The 17055-nt window shown below is 72.5% G+C and carries 18 protein-coding genes and 1 pseudogene; 7 read left to right on the top strand and 12 right to left on the bottom strand.

The features are described 5' to 3' along the window. Positions 1 to 35: 35 nt before the first annotated feature. Together mqnE and AC07DW_RS00090 are read right to left on the bottom strand one after the other, a co-directional pair. The gene (gene mqnE, locus AC07DW_RS00095) at positions 36 to 1199 is read right to left on the bottom strand and encodes an aminofutalosine synthase MqnE (RefSeq protein WP_478855354.1); all 1164 of its coding nucleotides are present in this window, start codon (positions 1197 to 1199) and stop codon (positions 36 to 38) included. A gap of 122 nt (positions 1200 to 1321) precedes the next feature. Continuing rightward, positions 1322 to 1777, bottom strand: coding sequence for an Lrp/AsnC family transcriptional regulator (locus AC07DW_RS00090; RefSeq protein ID WP_478855353.1), 456 nt, complete (start codon positions 1775 to 1777; stop codon positions 1322 to 1324). A 126-nt stretch (positions 1778 to 1903) separates the two neighbouring features. Between AC07DW_RS00090 and AC07DW_RS00085 the strand changes: the two genes are divergently transcribed. Next, entirely contained in the window at positions 1904 to 2047 is a 144-nt protein-coding gene (locus AC07DW_RS00085) for a hypothetical protein (RefSeq protein ID WP_478855352.1), read from the top strand. On the opposite strand, the gene AC07DW_RS00080 is transcribed toward AC07DW_RS00085, so the two are convergent. After that, positions 2044 to 2715, bottom strand: coding sequence for a UbiX family flavin prenyltransferase (locus tag AC07DW_RS00080; RefSeq protein ID WP_478855351.1), 672 nt, complete (start codon positions 2713 to 2715; stop codon positions 2044 to 2046). The two genes, AC07DW_RS00085 and AC07DW_RS00080, sit on opposite strands and share 4 nt — an antisense overlap. Positions 2716 to 2836: 121 nt before the next feature. On the opposite strand from AC07DW_RS00080, the gene AC07DW_RS00075 reads away from it, so the two are divergent. Then, on the top strand, positions 2837 to 3454 hold the full coding sequence (locus AC07DW_RS00075; protein WP_478855350.1) for a rhomboid family intramembrane serine protease: 618 nt from the start codon (positions 2837 to 2839) through the stop codon (positions 3452 to 3454). Here the strand turns inward: AC07DW_RS00075 and mqnP are convergent. The 3 genes from mqnP to AC07DW_RS00060 are packed head-to-tail and all read right to left on the bottom strand — an operon-like array spanning position 3444 to position 6282. Further along, a complete protein-coding gene (gene mqnP / locus AC07DW_RS00070; RefSeq protein WP_478855349.1) occupies positions 3444 to 4364 on the bottom strand; it encodes a menaquinone biosynthesis prenyltransferase MqnP in 921 nt (306 codons plus the stop codon). The genes AC07DW_RS00075 and mqnP overlap by 11 nt on opposite strands. After that, positions 4364 to 4834, bottom strand: coding sequence for a hypothetical protein (locus tag AC07DW_RS00065; protein WP_478855348.1), 471 nt, complete (start codon positions 4832 to 4834; stop codon positions 4364 to 4366). Before AC07DW_RS00065 ends, mqnP begins: the two co-directional genes overlap by 1 nt. Continuing rightward, the gene (locus tag AC07DW_RS00060; protein ID WP_478855347.1) at positions 4831 to 6282 is read right to left on the bottom strand and encodes a menaquinone biosynthesis decarboxylase; all 1452 of its coding nucleotides are present in this window, start codon (positions 6280 to 6282) and stop codon (positions 4831 to 4833) included. Before AC07DW_RS00060 ends, AC07DW_RS00065 begins: the two co-directional genes overlap by 4 nt. 179 nt (positions 6283 to 6461) lie before the next feature. On the opposite strand from AC07DW_RS00060, the gene AC07DW_RS00055 reads away from it, so the two are divergent. From AC07DW_RS00055 to AC07DW_RS00035, 5 genes are all read left to right on the top strand, one after another. Beyond that, positions 6462 to 6881, top strand: a complete 420-nt coding sequence (locus AC07DW_RS00055) for a PLD nuclease N-terminal domain-containing protein (protein ID WP_478855346.1) — start codon at positions 6462 to 6464, stop codon at positions 6879 to 6881. Between the two features lie 45 nt (positions 6882 to 6926). Further along, positions 6927 to 7379 (top strand): nucleoside deaminase, encoded by a 453-nt coding sequence (locus AC07DW_RS00050; RefSeq protein WP_478855345.1) that lies wholly within the window; start codon positions 6927 to 6929, stop codon positions 7377 to 7379. Continuing rightward, positions 7372 to 8301 carry an isopenicillin N synthase family dioxygenase gene (locus tag AC07DW_RS00045; RefSeq protein ID WP_478855344.1) on the top strand — a complete coding sequence of 310 codons (930 nt, stop codon included), beginning with the start codon at positions 7372 to 7374 and terminating at the stop codon, positions 8299 to 8301. Before AC07DW_RS00050 ends, AC07DW_RS00045 begins: the two co-directional genes overlap by 8 nt. A gap of 75 nt (positions 8302 to 8376) precedes the next feature. Continuing rightward, positions 8377 to 10443, top strand: coding sequence for a hypothetical protein (locus AC07DW_RS00040; protein WP_478855343.1), 2067 nt, complete (start codon positions 8377 to 8379; stop codon positions 10441 to 10443). Position 10444: 1 nt separating this feature from the next. Continuing rightward, complete coding sequence (locus AC07DW_RS00035) at positions 10445 to 11989, top strand: hypothetical protein (RefSeq protein WP_478855342.1); 1545 nt, start codon at positions 10445 to 10447, stop codon at positions 11987 to 11989. A 49-nt stretch (positions 11990 to 12038) separates the two neighbouring features. Here AC07DW_RS00035 and AC07DW_RS00030 read toward each other — a convergent pair whose 3' ends face one another. From AC07DW_RS00030 to AC07DW_RS00005, 6 genes and pseudogenes are all read right to left on the bottom strand, one after another. Continuing rightward, positions 12039 to 12554: an SRPBCC domain-containing protein gene (locus tag AC07DW_RS00030; protein WP_478855341.1), complete on the bottom strand. Its 516-nt coding sequence runs from the start codon at positions 12552 to 12554 to the stop codon at positions 12039 to 12041. Positions 12555 to 12606: 52 nt separating this feature from the next. Beyond that, positions 12607 to 13683 (bottom strand): c-type cytochrome biogenesis protein CcsB, encoded by a 1077-nt coding sequence (gene ccsB, locus AC07DW_RS00025; protein ID WP_478855340.1) that lies wholly within the window; start codon positions 13681 to 13683, stop codon positions 12607 to 12609. Continuing rightward, the gene (gene resB, locus AC07DW_RS00020; protein WP_478855339.1) at positions 13680 to 15359 is read right to left on the bottom strand and encodes a cytochrome c biogenesis protein ResB; all 1680 of its coding nucleotides are present in this window, start codon (positions 15357 to 15359) and stop codon (positions 13680 to 13682) included. The genes ccsB and resB overlap by 4 nt, the downstream gene beginning before the upstream one ends. 4 nt (positions 15360 to 15363) lie before the next feature. Continuing rightward, a complete protein-coding gene (locus tag AC07DW_RS00015) occupies positions 15364 to 16131 on the bottom strand; it encodes a cytochrome c biogenesis CcdA family protein (protein ID WP_478855338.1) in 768 nt (255 codons plus the stop codon). A gap of 14 nt (positions 16132 to 16145) precedes the next feature. Further along, positions 16146 to 16751: a TlpA family protein disulfide reductase gene (locus tag AC07DW_RS00010; protein ID WP_478855337.1), complete on the bottom strand. Its 606-nt coding sequence runs from the start codon at positions 16749 to 16751 to the stop codon at positions 16146 to 16148. Between the two features lie 67 nt (positions 16752 to 16818). Continuing rightward, positions 16819 to 17055 (bottom strand): annotated as a pseudogene (locus tag AC07DW_RS00005) (hypothetical protein); the annotation flags it as partial.

The following is a 17055-nucleotide window of genomic DNA, read 5'->3' as shown; positions in this document are numbered from 1 at the left end:
CGGGGCGCGGCCGAAGGGGCCGGGGCCCCGGCGGGTCAGACCCGCATCGGCTGGGGCGACTCGCGGCGGTCCTGCTCCGGGCCCGGGTACTCGCGGATGATCTCGTAGCGGGTGTTGCGCTCCACGGGGCGGAAGCCGGCGTCCCGGATCAGCTCCAGCAGGTCCTCGCGGCCCAGCTTGTTGGGCGTGCCGTAGTTGTCCGCGTCGTGCGTGATCTTGTACTCGACGACCGAGCCGTCCATGTCGTCCGCGCCGTGCTGGAGCGCCAGCTGGGCGGTCTGCACGCCGTGCATGACCCAGAACACCTTGACGTGCTGGACGTTGTCGAACAGCAGCCGCGAGACCGCGAAGGTCTTCAGCGCCTCGGCACCCGTCGCCATCGTCGTCCGCGCCTGGAGCCGGTTGCGGATCTTGCCGTCCTGCATGTCCACGAAGTCGTGCTGGTAACGCAGCGGGATGAAGACCTGGAAGCCGCCGGTCTCGTCCTGGAGCTCCCGCAGCCGCAGCACGTGGTCCACGCGGTGGCGCGGCTCCTCGATGTGGCCGTACAGCATCGTGCAGGGGGTCTTCAGACCCTTCTCGTGCGCGAGGCGGTGGATGCGGGACCAGTCCTCCCAGTGGGTCCGGTGGTCCACGATGTGCTGCCGGACCTCCCAGTCGAAGATCTCCGCGCCGCCGCCGGTCAGCGACTCCAGACCGGCCTCGATCAGCTCGTCGAGGATCTCGGAGGCGGACATCCCGGAGATCGTCTCGAAGTGGTGGATCTCGGTGGCCGTGAAGGCCTTGAGGGAGACGTTCGGCAGCGCCTTCTTCAGCTCGCTCAGCGAACGCGGGTAGTAGCGCCACGGCAGGTTGGGGTGGAGCCCGTTGACGATGTGCAGCTCGGTGAGGTTCTCGTTCTCCATCGCCTTGGCGAGGCGGACGGCCTCCTCGATGCGCATGGTGTACGCGTCCTTCTCGCCCGGCTTGCGCTGGAACGAGCAGTACGCGCACGACGCCGTGCACACGTTGGTCATGTTCAGGTGCCGGTTGACGTTGAAGTGGACGACGTCACCGTTCTTGCGCGTCCGCACCTCGTGGGCGAGGCCGCCGAGCCATGCCAGGTCGTCCGACGCGTAGAGGGCGATGCCGTCCTCGCGGGTCAGCCGCTCCCCGGACCGGACCTTCTCCTCCAGCTCGCGCTTGAGCCCCGCGTCCATGTGGCCGCCTCCCATACGTGTGTCAATCGGGCTCCCCCACGGTACTCCCCCGCACTTCACGGGCGGGGGGACCCCCGTCGGCGCCGGGCGTCACGCCTCGTCCGGCGGGTCGCCGGCCCGGGTCACGCCTCCTCCGGCAGGTCGCCGACCCGGTTCTCCCACTTCGTGGACAGCACGATGGTCGTCCGCGTACGGGAGACGCCCTTGGTGCCGGACAGCCGGCGGATGGTCTTCTCCAGGCTGTCCACGTCGCCCGCCCGCACCTTGAGCATGAACGAGTCGTCACCCGCGATGAACCAGCAGTCCTCGATCTCGGCCAGGTCCCGCAGCCGGCGCGCCACGTCCTCGTGGTCGGCGGCGTCGGAGAGGGAGATGCCGATCAGCGCCGTGACGCCGAGGCCGAGGGAGGGGGAGTCGACGGTGGCGCGGTAGCCGGTGATGACGCCCGCCGCCTCCAGACGGTTGATCCGGTCGGTCACGGAGGGCCCGGAGAGCCCGACCAGCCGGCCGAGCTCGGCGTACGACGCCCTGCCGTTCTCCCGCAGGGCCTGGATGAGCTGCCTGTCCACGGCGTCCATTTATCTGAAGCCTTCCATTGTTCAGCAACACAGCACGTTTAATTGTAAAAACAAAGGCACACAGGGCCAGTGCCCTGTGAAACTTTCAGACGATCAAAGGTGATCCGTCAGGAGACGACACTCATCGTGTACACGATCGAGACGGCCCACGCCCACATGCGCGCTCTGCGGGAGCCGGGCAACCGCTCGCGTGCCCACCAGCCGGCAGCCGCCGCGTACCGGGTCGACCGCGTGTCCGCACCCCGCCGGCGCCACGCCGAGAAGCGCTAGTCGCCCCGGGAGCCACCCAGCTCCCCCTTCCAGCGGCGGTACAGCCGGTGCGGCACCCCCGCCGCGTCCAGCACCCGCCCCGCGACGAAGTCCACCAGGTCCTGGATGTGCGTCGCGCCCGCGTAGAAGGCCGGCGATGCGGGCAGCACCACCGCGCCCGCCTCGTCCAGCGCCACCAGCTGCCTGAGGGTCTGGCCGTTCAGCGGGGTCTCGCGGACGGCCACCACCAGCGGACGCCGTTCCTTCAGCGTGACGCTCGCCGCCCGCTGCAGCAGGTCCTTCGACAGCCCGAGCGCCACCCCCGCCACGCACGCGGTGGACGCGGGCACGATCAGCATCCCCTTGACCGGGTACGAACCCGACGACGGCCCGGCCGCGAGGTCGCCGGCCGCCCAGTGGCGTACGTCCGACACGTCCACCCGGTACGCGCCGGGCTTGCCGTCCGCGCCCCGCGCCAGCCACTCGGCGAGGTCCTCGCGCCAGTGCGCGTCCCGGAACGCGATCCCGGTCTCGTCCAGCAGCGTCAGCCGCGACGCCCGCGACACCACCAGATCGACGCTCTCCCCGGCAGCGAGCAGCCCGCGCAGCACGGCGGCGGCGTACGGGGTCCCTGACGCCCCCGACACCCCGACGACCCACGGACGACGCTGCGTTTCTCCCGGCTGCACGCAGCTGAGCCTATCCGGCCGGACCCGTACCGAACCGGCCGGTACGGAACCGAGCGGGGCCCCCGGGCGTTTCCCGGGGGAGACGCGCGACACCGGAGGCGCGACACCCCAGGGGGCCGCCATGGCGGGTACGACGAGCAGCGGGACCACCGGCCGGACCGGCGCCGGGCGGGTGAGGGCCGCCGCCGCGCTGATGGGCGCGTGGGTGGCCCTGCTGTGGCTGCTGGAGGCTGTCGACCTGCTCAGCGGGCACGCCCTCGACGCGCACGGCCTCTCGCCGCGCGAGGCGGCCGAGCTGCGCGACCTCGTCCCCGCCGCGTTCCTGCACTTCGGGTTCGGTCACGTGGCGGCGAACACCGTGCCGCTGCTGGTGTTCGGCTTCCTCGCCGCCCTCGGCGGCATCCGCCGCTTCCTGGCCGTCGCCGCGCTGATCGTGGTCGTCGACGGCCTCGGCGTCTGGCTGGTTTCCCCCGCGCACAGCGTCACGGCGGGCGCCTCGGGTCTGGTCTTCGGCCTCTTCGGCTACCTGCTGGTGCGCGGCTTCGTCGACCGCAGACCGGCCGGCATCGTGGTGGGCCTGCTGATCGGCGCCGTCTGGGGCGGCACCATCCTCCTGGGCGTATCGCCCGCCCAGGCGGGCGTCAGCTGGCAGGGCCACCTGTTCGGCCTGCTCGCGGGCGTGGCGGCGGCGTTCGTCTTCCGCCGACGCCCGCGCGGGACGGCCGCCCTCACGGCGTGAGGCCGCGCACCACCAGGTCGGTCAGCGCGCACACGAAGAGCGCGACACCGATGAAGCCGTTCGTGGTGAAGAACGCCCGGTTCAGCCGCGAGAGGTCGTGCGGGCGCACGATCGTGTGCTCGTAGACGAAGGCCACGGCCACGACGGCCAGCCCCGCCCAGAAGAACGCGCCCGCGCCGGTGAGGACGGCGTACCAGACCAGCAGCGCCGTGGTGACGGCGTGGCAGGCGCGGGCGCCGTGGAGCGCCGCCGGGATGCCGAAGCGGGCGGGCACGGACTTCACGCCGTGGGCGCGGTCGGCCCGGACGTCCTGGCAGGCGAAGATCAGGTCGAAGCCGCCGATCCAGATTCCCACCGCGAGTCCCAGGACCACCGCGTCCCACGACCACGCCCCGGTCACCGCGATCCACGCGCCGACCGGGCCCATCGCCTGCGCCAGCCCCAGGATGGCGTGCGGGAAGTTGGTGAACCGCTTGCCGTACGGATAGACCACCATCGGTACGACGGCGAGCGGCGCGAGCGCCAGGCACAGCGGGTTCAGCAGGGCGGCGGCGCCGAGGAACGCGACCAGCGCCACCAGCGCCCCGGTCCAGGCGGTGCGGACCGACACCGCGCCGGTGACCAGTTCGCGGCCGGCGGTGCGCGGGTTCCGCGCGTCGATCTCGCGGTCGATGATCCGGTTGCAGGCCATCGCGAAGGTGCGCAGGCCCACCATCGCGACGGTCACCAGGAGCAGCTCCACCCAGTGGACGGAACGGTCGTCCCGGTACATCGCGGTGAGCGAGGCGATGTACGCGAAGGGCAGCGCGAACACGGAGTGCTCGATGAGCACCAGGCGCAGGAAGGCCTTCACCCTCCCGGCCGGCCTCGGCGCCGGGGCGGCGCCCGCGACCTCGTCGGCGGTGGTCATCACGCGAGGCTCCCGAGGAACGCGTCGAGGTCCGCCAGCAGCTCCGCGACGGGCACGGGGCCCGTCTCCACGATCCGCGCGGCCTCCGGGTCGTCGGGCGGGGTGACGTGCGCCGTGAAGGCGTACGCGGCCTCCCCGGCCGGGCGGGCGTCCAGCCGCAGCACGGCGCCGCCGTCGACGGTGAACGGTCCGGACGCCGCCGCGAGCTCGGCGCGCAGCCGCTCGGCGAAGCCGGCCGGCTCGCTGTCCCGCACGCCCGGCAGTTCGAAGCCGTCGCCCTCGCCGTCGCTCTCGACCAGCACCGCCCACAGGTCCCCGGGGCCGGCGAACTCCTCGGCGGAGACGCCCGCCTCGGCGGCGGCGCGGCGCACACCGTCGTCGGACGGGTCGAGCGCGGGGCGCACCAGGGCCACGTAGCGGGTGCCGGTGCCGATGAAGAGGGCCGGGCCGCCCTCGGCGTCGGGGCTCACAGGCCGTACTCCTTCCAGCGGCGGTCGACCAGTGCCGCCGTCGCGGGGTCTGACTCCACCATGTCCGGCCAGCCGCCGTCGCGGGTGTAGCCCTCCTCGGGCCACTTCCTGGTGGCGTCGATGCCCGCCTTGCCGCCCCAGAACTGCTGGTAGGAGGCGTGGTCCAGGTGGTCGACCGGGCCCTCGACGACCGTGAGGTCGCGGGCGTAGTCGGTGTTGCCCAGCGCCCGCCAGGACACCTCGTGCAGGTTGCGGACGTCGCAGTCGGCGTCGACGATCACGATCAGCTTGGTCAGCGACATCATGTGCGCGCCCCAGATCGCGTGCATGACCTTCTGCGCGTGCTTGGGGTACTTCTTCTCGATCGAGACGATCGCGCAGTTGTGGAAGCCGCCCGACTCCGGCAGGTGGTAGTCCACGATGTCCGGCACGATGATCTTGAGCAGCGGCAGGAAGAAGCGTTCCGTCGCACGCCCGAGCGGACCGTCCTCCGTGGGCGGGCGGCCCACCACGATCGACTGGAGCAGTGGCCGCCTGCGCATGGTCACGCAGTCGATCGTCAGCGCCGGGAACGGCTCCTGCGGGGTGTAGAAGCCCGTGTGGTCGCCGAACGGCCCCTCGGGCAGCATCTCGCCCGGCTCCAGCCAGCCCTCCAGCACGACCTCGGCCTGCGCCGGGACCTGGAGCGGCACGGTCTTGCAGTCCACCATCTCGATCCGCTTGCCCTGGAGGAAGCCCGCGAACATGTACTCGTCGATGTCCTCCGGCAGCGGGGCCGTCGAGGCGTACGTCACGGCCGGCGGCGCCCCGAACGCGATGGCGACCGGCAGCCGCTCCCCGCGCCGGGCGGCGACCTGGTAGTGGTTGCGGCTGTCCTTGTGGATCTGCCAGTGCATGCCGATGGTGCGCTTGTCGTGGCGCTGGAGCCGGTACAGCCCGAGGTTGCGGATGCCGTTCTCGGGGTGCCTGGTGTGCGTGAGGCCCAGGTTGAAGAAGGTCCCGCCGTCCTTCGGCCAGGTGAAGAGCGCGGGGAGCTTCTCCAGGTCGACGTCGTCGCCGGTGAGGACGACCTCCTGGACCGGCGCATCCTTGACCTTCTTCGGCGGTACGTGGGTCATCGCGCCCAACTTGCCGAAAGCCTCCCGCACGCCCACGAAGCCGTGCGGCAGCTCCGGCTTCAGCAGCCCGCCGATCTTGGCGCTGATCTCGTCGTACGACTTCAGGCCCAGCGCCTTCAGCAGCCGCCGGTCGGTGCCGAAGACGTTCATCGCGAGCGGCATCGACGAGCCGCGTACGTTCTCGAAGAGGAGCGCCGGGCCACCGGCCTTCTGGACCCGGTCGACGATCTCCCCGACCTCCAGGTACGGGTCGACTTCGGGCTTGATGCGCTTGAGGTCGCCCTCGCGCTCCAGCGCCCTGAGCAGCGAGCGAAGATCGTCGTAAGCCATGCGGTCAAGTATGTCCGAACCGCACCGGCCGGCCCGCCCCGGGGCGGGCGGCCGGGCCCCGGCGCGGCCGCCGTGAGGCACGGCGTCCCCCGGGATGACACGGCCGCCACCGGCTACGCTGGGCTTGTCACCGGGGCCGGCGCAACGCCCCCCGCCAATGCTTCAGGGGGCTGTCCCACATGCTCAGGGCACTGCTGTACATCCTGCCGCTGGCGCTGACGATCTACGCGTTCATCGACTGCCTGAACACCCCGGAGGACGAGACCAGGCACCTGCCGAAGATCGCCTGGATCTTCATCATCCTGCTCTTCTGGGTCGTCGGCCCGATCGTCTGGCTCGCCGCCGGGAAGCTGCGCCACGCCCCGGCGGGCGGCCGCGCCCCCTCCCCCTTCTCGAAGGGCTACCGCGCCCCCCGCACCCAGTGGATCGCCCCGGACGACAACCCCGAGTTCCTGAAGTCGCTCCGCGACGAGAACCAGAAGGACGAGCCGCTCCACGACGACGGGGAGGAAGACCTGCGCCGCCGCGAGGAGGAGCTGAAGAAGAAGGACGGGGACGAGCGGCAGGACGGCGGCGAGGGCGGCCCCGACAAGCCCTGACCCACCGCGCGGGAGAACGGCCGCCCGGCGGGGAAGGTACCCGCCATGGACCATCAACAGGTACGGCGGTGGCTGGAGACGGCCGCCGCCGAGGCACGGGCCGGCCTCGCCGAGGGCGGCATCCCCGTCGGCGCCGCCCTGTACGGGGCCGACGGCACCCTCCTGGGCAAGGGGCGCAACCGCCGCGTCCAGGACGGCGACCCCTCCACGCACGCGGAGACGGCCGCGTTCCGGGCTGCCGGGCGGCAGCGGTCGTACCGGGGCACGACCATGGTCACCACGCTGTCGCCCTGCTGGTACTGCTCCGGGCTCGTGCGCCAGTTCGGGATCTCCCGGGTCGTGGTCGGCGAGGCGGAGACGTTCCGGGGCGGCCACGACTGGCTCGCGGAGCACGGCGTGGAGGTCGTCCTGCTCGACGACCCGGCGTGCGTCGCGATGATGCGCGGCTTCATCGCCGGGAACCCGGCGCTGTGGAACGAGGACATCGGCGATGAGTGAGCCCCTGATCCCGGTGATCGACCTGGCCCCCTGGCGGTCCGGGGACCCCGACGCCCGCGCCGCGACCGCCCGCCGTGTCGACCGGGCGCTGCGCACCGCCGGGTTCCTGCTGGTCACCGGGCACGGCGTGGAGCCGGAGCTCCGGGCGGCGATCCGGCGGGAGGCGCGGAGGTTCTTCCACCTGGACCCCCGGGTGAAGCGGCCGTACGCCGTGCGGGTCGGCGGGCGCGGCTGGCTCGGGCCGGGCGCGGAGGCCAACGCGTACGCGGAGGGCCGCCAGAGCCCGCCGGACCTGAAGGAGTCGCTGTCGTTCGCCGCCGACGAGCCGACCGGCGACCCGGCGGTGGACGCGGAGTGGTTCCTGCCCAACACCTGGCCGGACGAGGTGCCGGGGCTGCGGCCCCTGGTGGCGGAGTACCTGGCGCGGACGCGGGAGCTGACCGGCCGGCTGCTGGAGCTGCTGGGCGTGGCGCTCGGCGAGGGCGAGGACTTCTTCACCCGGCACAGCACCCACCCCACCTGGGGCTTCAACATCAACTGGTATCCGGGCCGGGACGTGCTCGGCGAGCCGGAGCCCGGCCAGTTCCGGATCGGGGCGCACACCGACTTCGGCACGGTGACCGTGCTGGACCGGCAGGCGGGCAGGGGCGGGCTCCAGGTGTTCACCGACGGGGGCGGCTGGCAGGACGCCCCGTACGACCCGGACGCCCTCACCGTGAACATCGGCGACCTGATGGCCCGCTGGACGGACGGGCGGTGGCGCCCGGGCCGGCACCGGGTGCTGCCGCCGCCCGCCGACGCCCCGTCCGAGGAGCTGATGTCGCTGGTGTACTTCCACGAGTGCGATCCCGGCACCGACGTCCGGGGCGTCGACTCGCACGCGTACCTGCGCGCACAACTGGACGCGATCACGACTGAATGACGGTTGGCCCGACCCCCCGCGCGGCCGGCGGAACGAAAGTAACCTTGTCTTGACGCTGAGTCACGGGGGGTGGCGGTGGACAGAGAGCTGTACGGCCGCGACGCGGTGCTGGACGAGTCGGGTCTGGCCGCGCGGCTGACCGGACTCACACCGTACGGCTTCGCCGCCGCGGGGTACGAGCACGGTGACGACCCACCCGTCACCGTCTTCACCGGCGGCCGGGGCATGGGCAAGACCGCGCTGCTCAAGCAGGTGCGCAACGCCTACCGGGGCGGCACCCCGCTCGCACTGCTGGACTGCGCGCGCGTCGAGCCGCCCCTCGACCACGGGCCCGGCTGGAACCCGCTCACCGGGGCGCTCGCGGAGCTCGCCGTGCAGCTGTCGCCCAGGGTGCTGTCGGCGAGGCCGGTGGAGTTCCCGCGCCTGTCCCTGGGCCTGGCGGCCATCGCGGTCACCGGCTGGTCGCAGGAGGACGACGACCGGGCGCGCCGCGACCTCCAGCGCCTCGGCCCGGTCCTCGCGACCGTCGACGAGGCCAAGGGCGCGGCCGGTACGTGGGTCTCCAAGGTGCTCGCCAAACTGGCCGCGACGGCCGCCGAGGCGACGGCGCCGCTCGCCGGGGTGCTGGCCGAGGCGACCGTGGAGACCCTCCTGGAGGAGGTGTTCGGCCGCTACCAGCGCAAGTCCAAGGGCTGGTACGGCGCCTACCGCAACGCGGGCGGCCGGGGCGAGCTGGGGCTGCACCAGCTCGCCGTCGACTTCGAGCGGGGCGGGCGCCGCCGCGAGGAGGCCGAGGGCTTCCTGGTCGGCGCGCTGGTGGAGGACGTGCGCCGGGCCTACGTCGGCCTCACCCGGCGCGGCACCCGCCGCGGCCGCCCGGTCGTCCTGCTCGACAACGCCCACCTGCCGCTCGGCCGGCGCCTGGTCGAGCCGATCCTGCGGGACCGCAGCGCCGGGCGCCGCGACCAGTTGGTGATCGTCGCCTCGTCCCGGGACCGCGACCACGAGGGGTTGCGCCGGGCGACCCGGGCACGGCTGCCGGAGGTCGCGCACCGGGCGCCGTGCCCGCGGGGCGCGGACATCACGTCGGGCATCCTCGCCGTGGAGCTGACCCCGCTGAGCGCCGCACACGCGCAGGCCCTGTTCGACCGGTACGACGCGGCCGGGCGCACCCCGGCCGGCCTGCCGCGGGCGGTCCACCGGCTGACGGGCGGCCGGCCGCTGGCGGTGGCGCTGCTCGGGCGGGCGGCCGGCGGGGCGCCGGCGGCGGACCGCGGGGCGCTCACGCCGGGCGCGCTGCTGGACCTGACGGTGGAGCTGCGCGAGGACACCGCCCCCGTGCCGGTGGCCGGCACCCTGCTGGACGAGCTGCTGCCGCGCGGGCTGCGCCCGGACGTGGCCGCCGTGCTGGCCGCCGCCCACGACGAGGAGTCGGCCCGCGTGCTGGCCCGCACGCGGCTGCGCGGCGCGTCGGTGGACGGCGACATGGCGCTGCTGGTGCGGGACGCGCTGCGGGAGGACGGCTGGCCCGGCGGCGGCGGGCACTTCGTGGCCGACCCGCTGCTGCGGGCCCTGCTGCTGCACCGGCTGCGGTTCCACGACGCCGGCGCCCCCGAGTACGCCGCGTGGCGCGCCGTCCACGAGACGCTGCACCGCCACTACGGGCCGGAGCCGACTCCGTACCGGCTCCGGCAGGAGCTGGCGCTCGGCCGCACCGAGGAGACGGTGACCGAGCTGCGGCTGGCGTTCCCGGAGCCGGACGTCCTGGGCTGGCTGGAGCGCCTGCGGTTCGTCGCCTCCGCCCCGTACCCCCGCGAACACCGGCGCTCCGGCCCCGATCCGCGCCGCGCGGTGGCGCTGGGCGGGGATCCGGGCGGCCCGCTGCCGGACGGGCTGGACCCGGACGCGACGGCACTGCACCTGTGCCTGCGGCGGCTGCTGCACGCGGTGTGGCTGCTGACCGACCCGCTGGCCCTGCCGGACGACGACGTGGTGGAGAAGCTGGCGCACGAGCTGAGGCAGCTGTCCGGCCGGCACCTGACCGGCACCAGCCCGCTGTGGGACGCGGCCACCCACTGGCCGAGGGACATCCGCGCCTGGCGGGGGCTCAGCGTCCCGCCGGGGCGGGAGGACGGAGTCTGAAGTGCCCCATCCCCTCCGCTACCGGGTCTTCTACACCACCCGGCAGAAGATCGTCACCAGCGTGCTGGTGCTGGCGCTGCTCGCCTGGGGGACGGTGTACGCCGTCGGCCGGCTGACCACGCCCGAGGACCGCTCGTGCGCCCCGGGCGTCGCACGGCCCGCGGGCAGCGACGAGTGCGTCGGGGTGTCCGGCGACGGCTTCGACTTCCGGGTCCCGGCGCTGAGCCCGGTCGCGCGGGCGATCGACCGGGAGAACGACCGGCTCGAACCCGGGCGGTACGCGACGGTGGCGCTGCTGCTGCCGCTGACCTCCACCAGCCCGTCGATGCGGACCAAGATCCTGCACGAGGTGCAGGGCGCGTTCGCCCAGCAGTACGCGGCGAACAACCGCTCCAACAACCAGGTCCCCAAGATCCGGCTGGTCCTCGCCAACACCGGCAACGGCAACGTCCACTGGCGGACGTCGGTGGCCGCCCTGAAGACGATGACCGGCGCGCCCCACCACCTGCGGGCGGTCTCCGGCATAGCGACCAGCAGCGCGCCCGTCCGGCAGGCGGTGACCGAGCTGACCGGCGCGGACATCGCGGTCGTCGGCACCACCATCACCGCCGACGACCTCACCAACGGCCCGGGCCGGAAACCGTTCCCCGGCCTCGCGCGGGTCTCCCCCACCAACAGCGACGAGGCGAGGGCGCTCGCCCACTTCGGGCGGGTCGACGCGGCGAAGGCCATCCTGGTGCACGACGCCCGGGAGGGCGACCACTACACGGACACCCTGGAGAGCGCCTTCTCGGCATCGCTGGCCAGGTCCCCGTACCAGCCGCAGCTGTTCACCTCGCCCGAGGACCCCAACGACGAGGGCACCACCGCCAACACCTTCCGGCAGATCGCCCACCTGCTGTGCACCACCCGAGCGAACACCGTCTTCTTCGCCGGGCGCCACACCCAGCTGCGGCAGTTCATCAACGCCCTGGGCGCGCGCGGCTGCACCCACCGGCCGTTCACCGTCCTGACCGGTGACGAGGGCTCCTACCTGGGGGCGGACCCCCAGCTCGACCGGAGCGCGCTCGGCAAGGGGCTGACCGTCCGCTACGCCGCGCTGGCCCACCCCGACGCCTGGCGGGCGGGCACCGGCAGGACGCTCCCGAAGGCGGGCGGGTCGCCGGCGGCGTACGAGCGGTTCCGCTCGATGATGGACGCGGTGAGTACGGCGGAGGTGGGACCGGTCGGGCCGGTCGAGCTCTCCGACGGGCAGTCGATCATCGCGTACGACGCGATGGCCACCGCCGTGCACGCGATCCGGCAGGCGACGGTCGACGGCCGGCGCCCCGCGCCGGAGGACGTGGGGCTCCAGTGGCCGCAGGTCACCGGCGACCTGCGGATGGAGGGCGCGAGCGGCTGGATCTGCCTGGACAACCACGGCAACCCGTACGACAAGGCGGTGCCGGTGGTGGAGCTCACCCGGGACAAGCCCCGCTTCGTGCAGATCGCCTGGCCCGACGGCAAGCCCCCGACCGCCGAGTGCATGCCGCCGCGCAGGCGGTAGCGGGCAGGCGGAAGGCAGCGGCTTCGCGGACACGCCCCCGGGCGCGGGCTCACGTCGCGTCGAAGTCCCGGGCCTCGTACCGGTCGCGGAGGTCCTGCCGGCGGACCGCCGACCAGGACGCCCAGTCGGCGGGCCGGCCGTCGAGGGAGTCGGCGAGGTACAGGAAGTGGTCGTGCCAGCCGGCCAGGCGGTCCAGCCGCAGGTCCTCCGTGCCGGGGAACTCATGGCCGAACCGCAGCACGGCCGCCTCCGGCCCGCCGGGCTCCAGGTGGAACCGCATCCGGCCGTACTCCTCGACCGTGTACTCCACGACCCGTTCCACGTCCCACGCGGTGACCGTCCCGGACACCACGGCCGGGGGCCGCGTGGTCGGCAGGCGCAGGACGACCTCGCCGCCGAGCCGGCTCTGCAGCACCTCGGGCTCGGCGAGCCACCCCCGCAGCCCGCCGGGGGTGGTCAGGGCGAGCCAGACGCGCTCCTCGGGGTGGGGCAGGGGGACGACGAACCGCACGGTGTGGGTGTCGCCGTGGCTCTCGCTGGTGCCGGGAGGGATCTGTTCGGCCATGCGTCCAGCGTCGCGCGGTCGCCCGCCCGCCGCTACCTCGGGGCCGTGGGCCTCACACGCCCGCGTACGAGTGGAGGCTGTTCACGAAGATGTTGACCCCGTAGTAGTTGAAGAGCCAGCAGGCGAAGGCGATCAGTGCCACGTACGCCGCCCTGCGGCCCTTCCACCCGGCGGTCGCACGCGCGTGCAGGTACGCGGCGTAGGCGACCCACGTGATGAACGACCAGACCTCCTTGGCGTCCCAGCCCCAGTAGCGGCCCCACGCGTCACCGGCCCAGATGGCGCCCGCGATGATCGTGAAGGTCCACAGCGGGAAGACCGCCGCGTTGACGCGGTAGGCGAACTTGTCCAGCGTCGCCGCCGCCGGCAGCCGCTCAAGCACCGAGCGGGCGAAACCGCTCGGCGTGCCTCCGGACGCCAGCTTGTTCTCGTACCCGTCCCGGAAGAGGTACAGCAGCGTGGCGACCGCGCCCAGGTAGAAGACCGCGCCGCAGAAGATCGCGGTGGAGACGTGGATCCACAGCCAGTACGAGTGCAGGGCCGGGACGAGCTGGTCGCTGTCGGTGTAGAGCCAGGTCGTGGCGACGCCGAGGTCGAGCAGCACGGTGGTGACCAGGAGCAGGCCCATCCACCGGACGTTCCTGCCCGCGACCAGGAAGGCGAGGTACGCGCCGACCGCCACCGTGGAGAAGGTGAGGGAGAACTCGTACATGTTGCCCCAGGGGGCCCGCTGCACGGACAGCGCGCGGGCGACCACGGCGGAGGCCTCGACGAGGAACGCCAGGGTGGTCAGCGAGACGGCGATGCGCCCGTACAGGTCGCCCTTCTCGTCCCCGCCGGCCGCGCCCGGCCCGTCCGGCACGTCGCGGGCGCCGGCCGCCGAGCGGGTGACGACCTTCGGCTTGTCGAGGACGGTGGTGCCTCCGCCCTGCCCGGCGGTGCGCACCTGGACCTTCGGCGTCGCCGGGGTGGTCAGGGCCGCCGCCGTGCGGCCGACCTTGCTGCGGCTGCCGAGGACCCACTCCGCGATGTGCGCGAGGAAGGCCAGGGTGTAGACGGCCATGGAGGAGTAGACGAGCACGTTGCTCATCTCCGCCAGGCTCTCGTTGGTCGCGGCGGCGAGATTCACTTCTCAGCCCTTTCATCGGCTTCGTCGGCCTCGGGCGCGGTCGGCGCCACGGAATGGAGCGCGGCCGCCAGGTCGGCCAGTTCCTCGGGGAGCTTCGCGGACTCGCTCCGCCCCAGCCCCGCCATCTCGACGACGGTCAGCCCCCCGGTGGAGGCGTCCCCTCGTACGGCTCGCACCCAGACCCGGCGGCGCTGGATGAACAGCGAGCCGGCCAGACCGGCGATCGCGGCGATCGCTCCGGCGAGGGCGAGACCGTTGCCGGGCTGCTGTGCGATCTTGAAGCTGGCCCACTCCTTGATCTCCTTCTCGAAGGTGATCGAGCCCGCTCCGTCCGGCAGCGTCATGGTCTCGCCCGGGATCAGCGTCTTCTTGAAGATCTGGCCGCTCGCGTCGGTGAACGGCTTCATCTTGCTGGTGTCGAGCTGGTACACGTTCTGCGGCAGGCCGCCGTCGACGCGCAGGTCGCCCCGGTAGGCGCTGAGGTTGAGGGCGGGGAACACGAGGCCGGGGAACTGGCTGAACATCTGGCCCTTGCCCTTGCCCGCGTACGTCGGCACGAAGAAGGCCGGGAAGCCCAGCTGGACCTTCTTGCCGTTCTTGTCGCGGTAGCCGTCCATCACCTTGATCACGCCGGTGGAGGTGACGTTGTTGTCGATCGGCAGCAGCGGGACGGCGCCGCGGAAGACGGTGTCGCCCTTGCCGTCCTTGACGGTGACGACCGGGGCGTACCCGTGGGAGATCAGGTACACCTTGGAGCCGCCGACCTCCAGCGGCTCGTTGACCCGCATGACGCTCCGCTTCCGGTCGCCGCCGTTCTCGGAGTACGTGACGTCCGCCTCGAAGGTGCGCGGGGTGCCGCGCTGCGGGCCGCCGGTCTCGTACGTACCGGTGAACTGGTTCAGCTTGAAACTGAACGGCGCCAGCTCGTCGGTGGAGAACAGCGAGCCGGAGCTGAAGTCGTCGTACTGGGTGAGGGTGTTGGCGAAGCCGCCGCCCTCGATGATCAGCTTGCCGCCCTCGGACTTGAACAGCTGTCCCGTGGCGAACGCCACCAGCATCACGATCAGCGCGATGTGGAAGAGCAGGTTGCCGACCTCGCGCAGGTACCCCTTCTCGGCGGCGACGGCGTCCCCCGCCCCATGGACCCGGAAGCGCCGCTTACGCAGCATCGCCAGCGCCGCCTCGCGCACCGCCTCGGGCGTGGCCTCGGTGCGCCAGGTGGTGTACGCGGGCAGCCGGGTGAGCCGCTTCGGCGCGGCCGGCGGCCGGCCGCGCAGCTGGCCGGTGAACTGCCAGGTGCGCGGGACGATGCAGCCGATCAGCGAGACGAACAGCAGGATGTAGATCGCGGAGAACCACACCGAGCTGTAGACGTCGAAGAGCTGGAGCCGGTCGTAGATCGGCGCCAGGACGTCGTGCTGCTCCTTGAAGGAGCGGACCTTCAGGTCGTCCACGCTGTTCTGCGGGATCAGCGAGCCGGGGATGGCGCCGAGGGAGAGCAGGAAGAGCAGGATCAGCGCGACCCGCATGGAGGTCAGCTGGCGCCAGAACCAGCGGATCCAGCCGATGACGCCGAGCGCCGGCCCGCCGCCCCCGGTGAGGTCTTCCCTGGGGGCGGTGGACAGCTGCTCGCCGGCCTCCGCCATGTCCCGCTCGGTCGTGTCTGTTTCGCTCATGGATCTAGATCCCCACCTGGAAGCCTGCGGACCACCCTTGCATCTCCTGCACCAGGCTGTCCCACGCACCTGTGAGCAGCAGCAGGCCGGTGAGGATCATCATGCCGCCGCCGATCCTCATCACCCACGCGTAGTGCCGCTTCACCCACGAGAAGGCGCCGAGCGCCTTGCGGAACGCGACGGCGGCGAGCACGAACGGCACCCCGAGACCGAGGCAGTACGCGAGGGTCAGCAGCGCCCCGCGCCCCGCGCTGGCCTCACTCGCGGCGAGGGCCTGGACGGAGGCGAGCGTCGGTCCGATGCACGGCGTCCAGCCGATGCCGAAGAGCGCCCCCAGCAGCGGCGCTCCGGCCAGCCCGGACGCCGGCCGCTTGTGGAGGCGGAACTCGCGCTGGGTGAACCAGGGCATGAGCCCCAGGAAGAAGATCCCCATCAGGACCATCAGGACGCCGAGGACGGTGGTGAGTGTCTCGCGGTGGGCCTGGAGGGTCCAGCCGAAGTAGCCGAAGAGGGCGCCGCCGGAGACGAAGACGGCGGAGAAGCCGAGCACGAAGAGGGCGGCCCCGGCGGCCATCCGGCCCCGCCGGGCCTCGGCCAGGTCGGTGCCGGCGACGCCGGTCACGTACGAGAGGTAGCCGGGGACGAGCGGCAGGACGCAGGGTGAGAAGAAGGAGACCAGCCCGCCGAGCAGGGCGACGGGCAGGGCCAGCAGGAGGGCCCCGCTGAGGACCGTCTCGTTGCGGCCCAGGGCCTCGGCGGCGAGGAGGATCACAGGATCTGCCCCGGTCACTTCTCGGCCAGCAGCGGGTCGATCATCTTGCGCAGCCGGGTGTCGTCCAGCGCCGTGAGCGAGCGCGCGGCGATCTTCCCTTCCCGGTCGAGCACGACGGTGGAGGGGATGCCCTGCGGGTTGAGGGTGCCCTTGGGGAAGCCGTAGAGGACGAGCTCGCCGTCCGGGTCGTACAGGCTCGGGTAGGGGACCTTGTAGTCCTTCTCGAAGGCGAGGGCGGGCTGCTTGTTGGGGTCGCGGGTGTTGATGCCGACGAACTCCACGCCCTTGGCCTTGAGGTCGCCCGCCACCTTGGCGAAGTGCTTGGCCTCGGCCCGGCAGGGCCCGCACCAGGAGCCCCAGACGTTCAGCACGACGACCTTGCCCTCGAGGTCGGCGACGTCGAGCCGCTTGCCGTCGAGGGTCTCGCCCGCGAGCTTGCCCGGCGCCGTGCGCTCGCCCTTGGCGACCGTGTCGACACCGCCGGTGTTGGTGACGAAGTTGGTGTTGCCGCCACCGCCGGAGGTGCCGTTGGAGCCGCCGCTGCACGCGGTCAGCGTGAGCGCGGCCGCGAGGGCGGCGGCGGTGAGCAGGGGGCCTCGGGGGGCGCGGCTGAAGCTCATGTGAAAAGTTTCGCATGTGCGTTCCGGGGATCTTGCGCGCCCCCCTCGCTGCCCGTGCAGACCGATGTCAGACGGACTTGAGGAAGGCGTTCCAGCCGCCTGCCGGGGATTGGCCGACCTCCAGTGTGCGGAGCCTGTCGAGAATCTTCGGATCCTGCACGTCGAGCCAGTCGGTGAACTGTTTGAAGGAAACCAGTCGCACGTCCTTCTTCCCGGCCATGCCCTTGAGCGCCTCTTCGACGGCGTCCATGTAGATGCCGCCGTTCCACTGCTCGAAGTGGTTGCCGATGTAGAAGGGCGCGCG

The sequence above is a fragment of the Streptomyces sp. NPDC045701 genome, assembly GCF_056432045.1.
Note: the sequence above shows the minus strand (reverse complement) of the source record. Positions and strands in the feature narration are given on the sequence as shown.

Excerpts from the sequence above, each read along its gene's own strand:
- mqnE (WP_478855354.1), bottom strand. The coding sequence starts at position 1,199 with ATGGACGCGGGGCTCAAGCGCGAGCTGGAGGAGAAGGTCCGGTCCGGG.
- AC07DW_RS00090 (WP_478855353.1), bottom strand. The coding sequence starts at position 1,777 with ATGGACGCCGTGGACAGGCAGCTCATCCAGGCCCTGCGGGAGAACGGC.
- AC07DW_RS00075 (WP_478855350.1), top strand. The coding sequence starts at position 2,837 with ATGGCGGGTACGACGAGCAGCGGGACCACCGGCCGGACCGGCGCCGGG.
- mqnP (WP_478855349.1), bottom strand. The coding sequence starts at position 4,364 with ATGACCACCGCCGACGAGGTCGCGGGCGCCGCCCCGGCGCCGAGGCCG.
- AC07DW_RS00060 (WP_478855347.1), bottom strand. The coding sequence starts at position 6,282 with ATGGCTTACGACGATCTTCGCTCGCTGCTCAGGGCGCTGGAGCGCGAG.
- AC07DW_RS00055 (WP_478855346.1), top strand. The coding sequence starts at position 6,462 with ATGCTCAGGGCACTGCTGTACATCCTGCCGCTGGCGCTGACGATCTAC.
- AC07DW_RS00050 (WP_478855345.1), top strand. The coding sequence starts at position 6,927 with ATGGACCATCAACAGGTACGGCGGTGGCTGGAGACGGCCGCCGCCGAG.
- AC07DW_RS00045 (WP_478855344.1), top strand. The coding sequence starts at position 7,372 with ATGAGTGAGCCCCTGATCCCGGTGATCGACCTGGCCCCCTGGCGGTCC.
- AC07DW_RS00030 (WP_478855341.1), bottom strand. The coding sequence starts at position 12,554 with ATGGCCGAACAGATCCCTCCCGGCACCAGCGAGAGCCACGGCGACACC.
- resB (WP_478855339.1), bottom strand. The coding sequence starts at position 15,359 with ATGAGCGAAACAGACACGACCGAGCGGGACATGGCGGAGGCCGGCGAG.
- AC07DW_RS00010 (WP_478855337.1), bottom strand. The coding sequence starts at position 16,751 with ATGAGCTTCAGCCGCGCCCCCCGAGGCCCCCTGCTCACCGCCGCCGCC.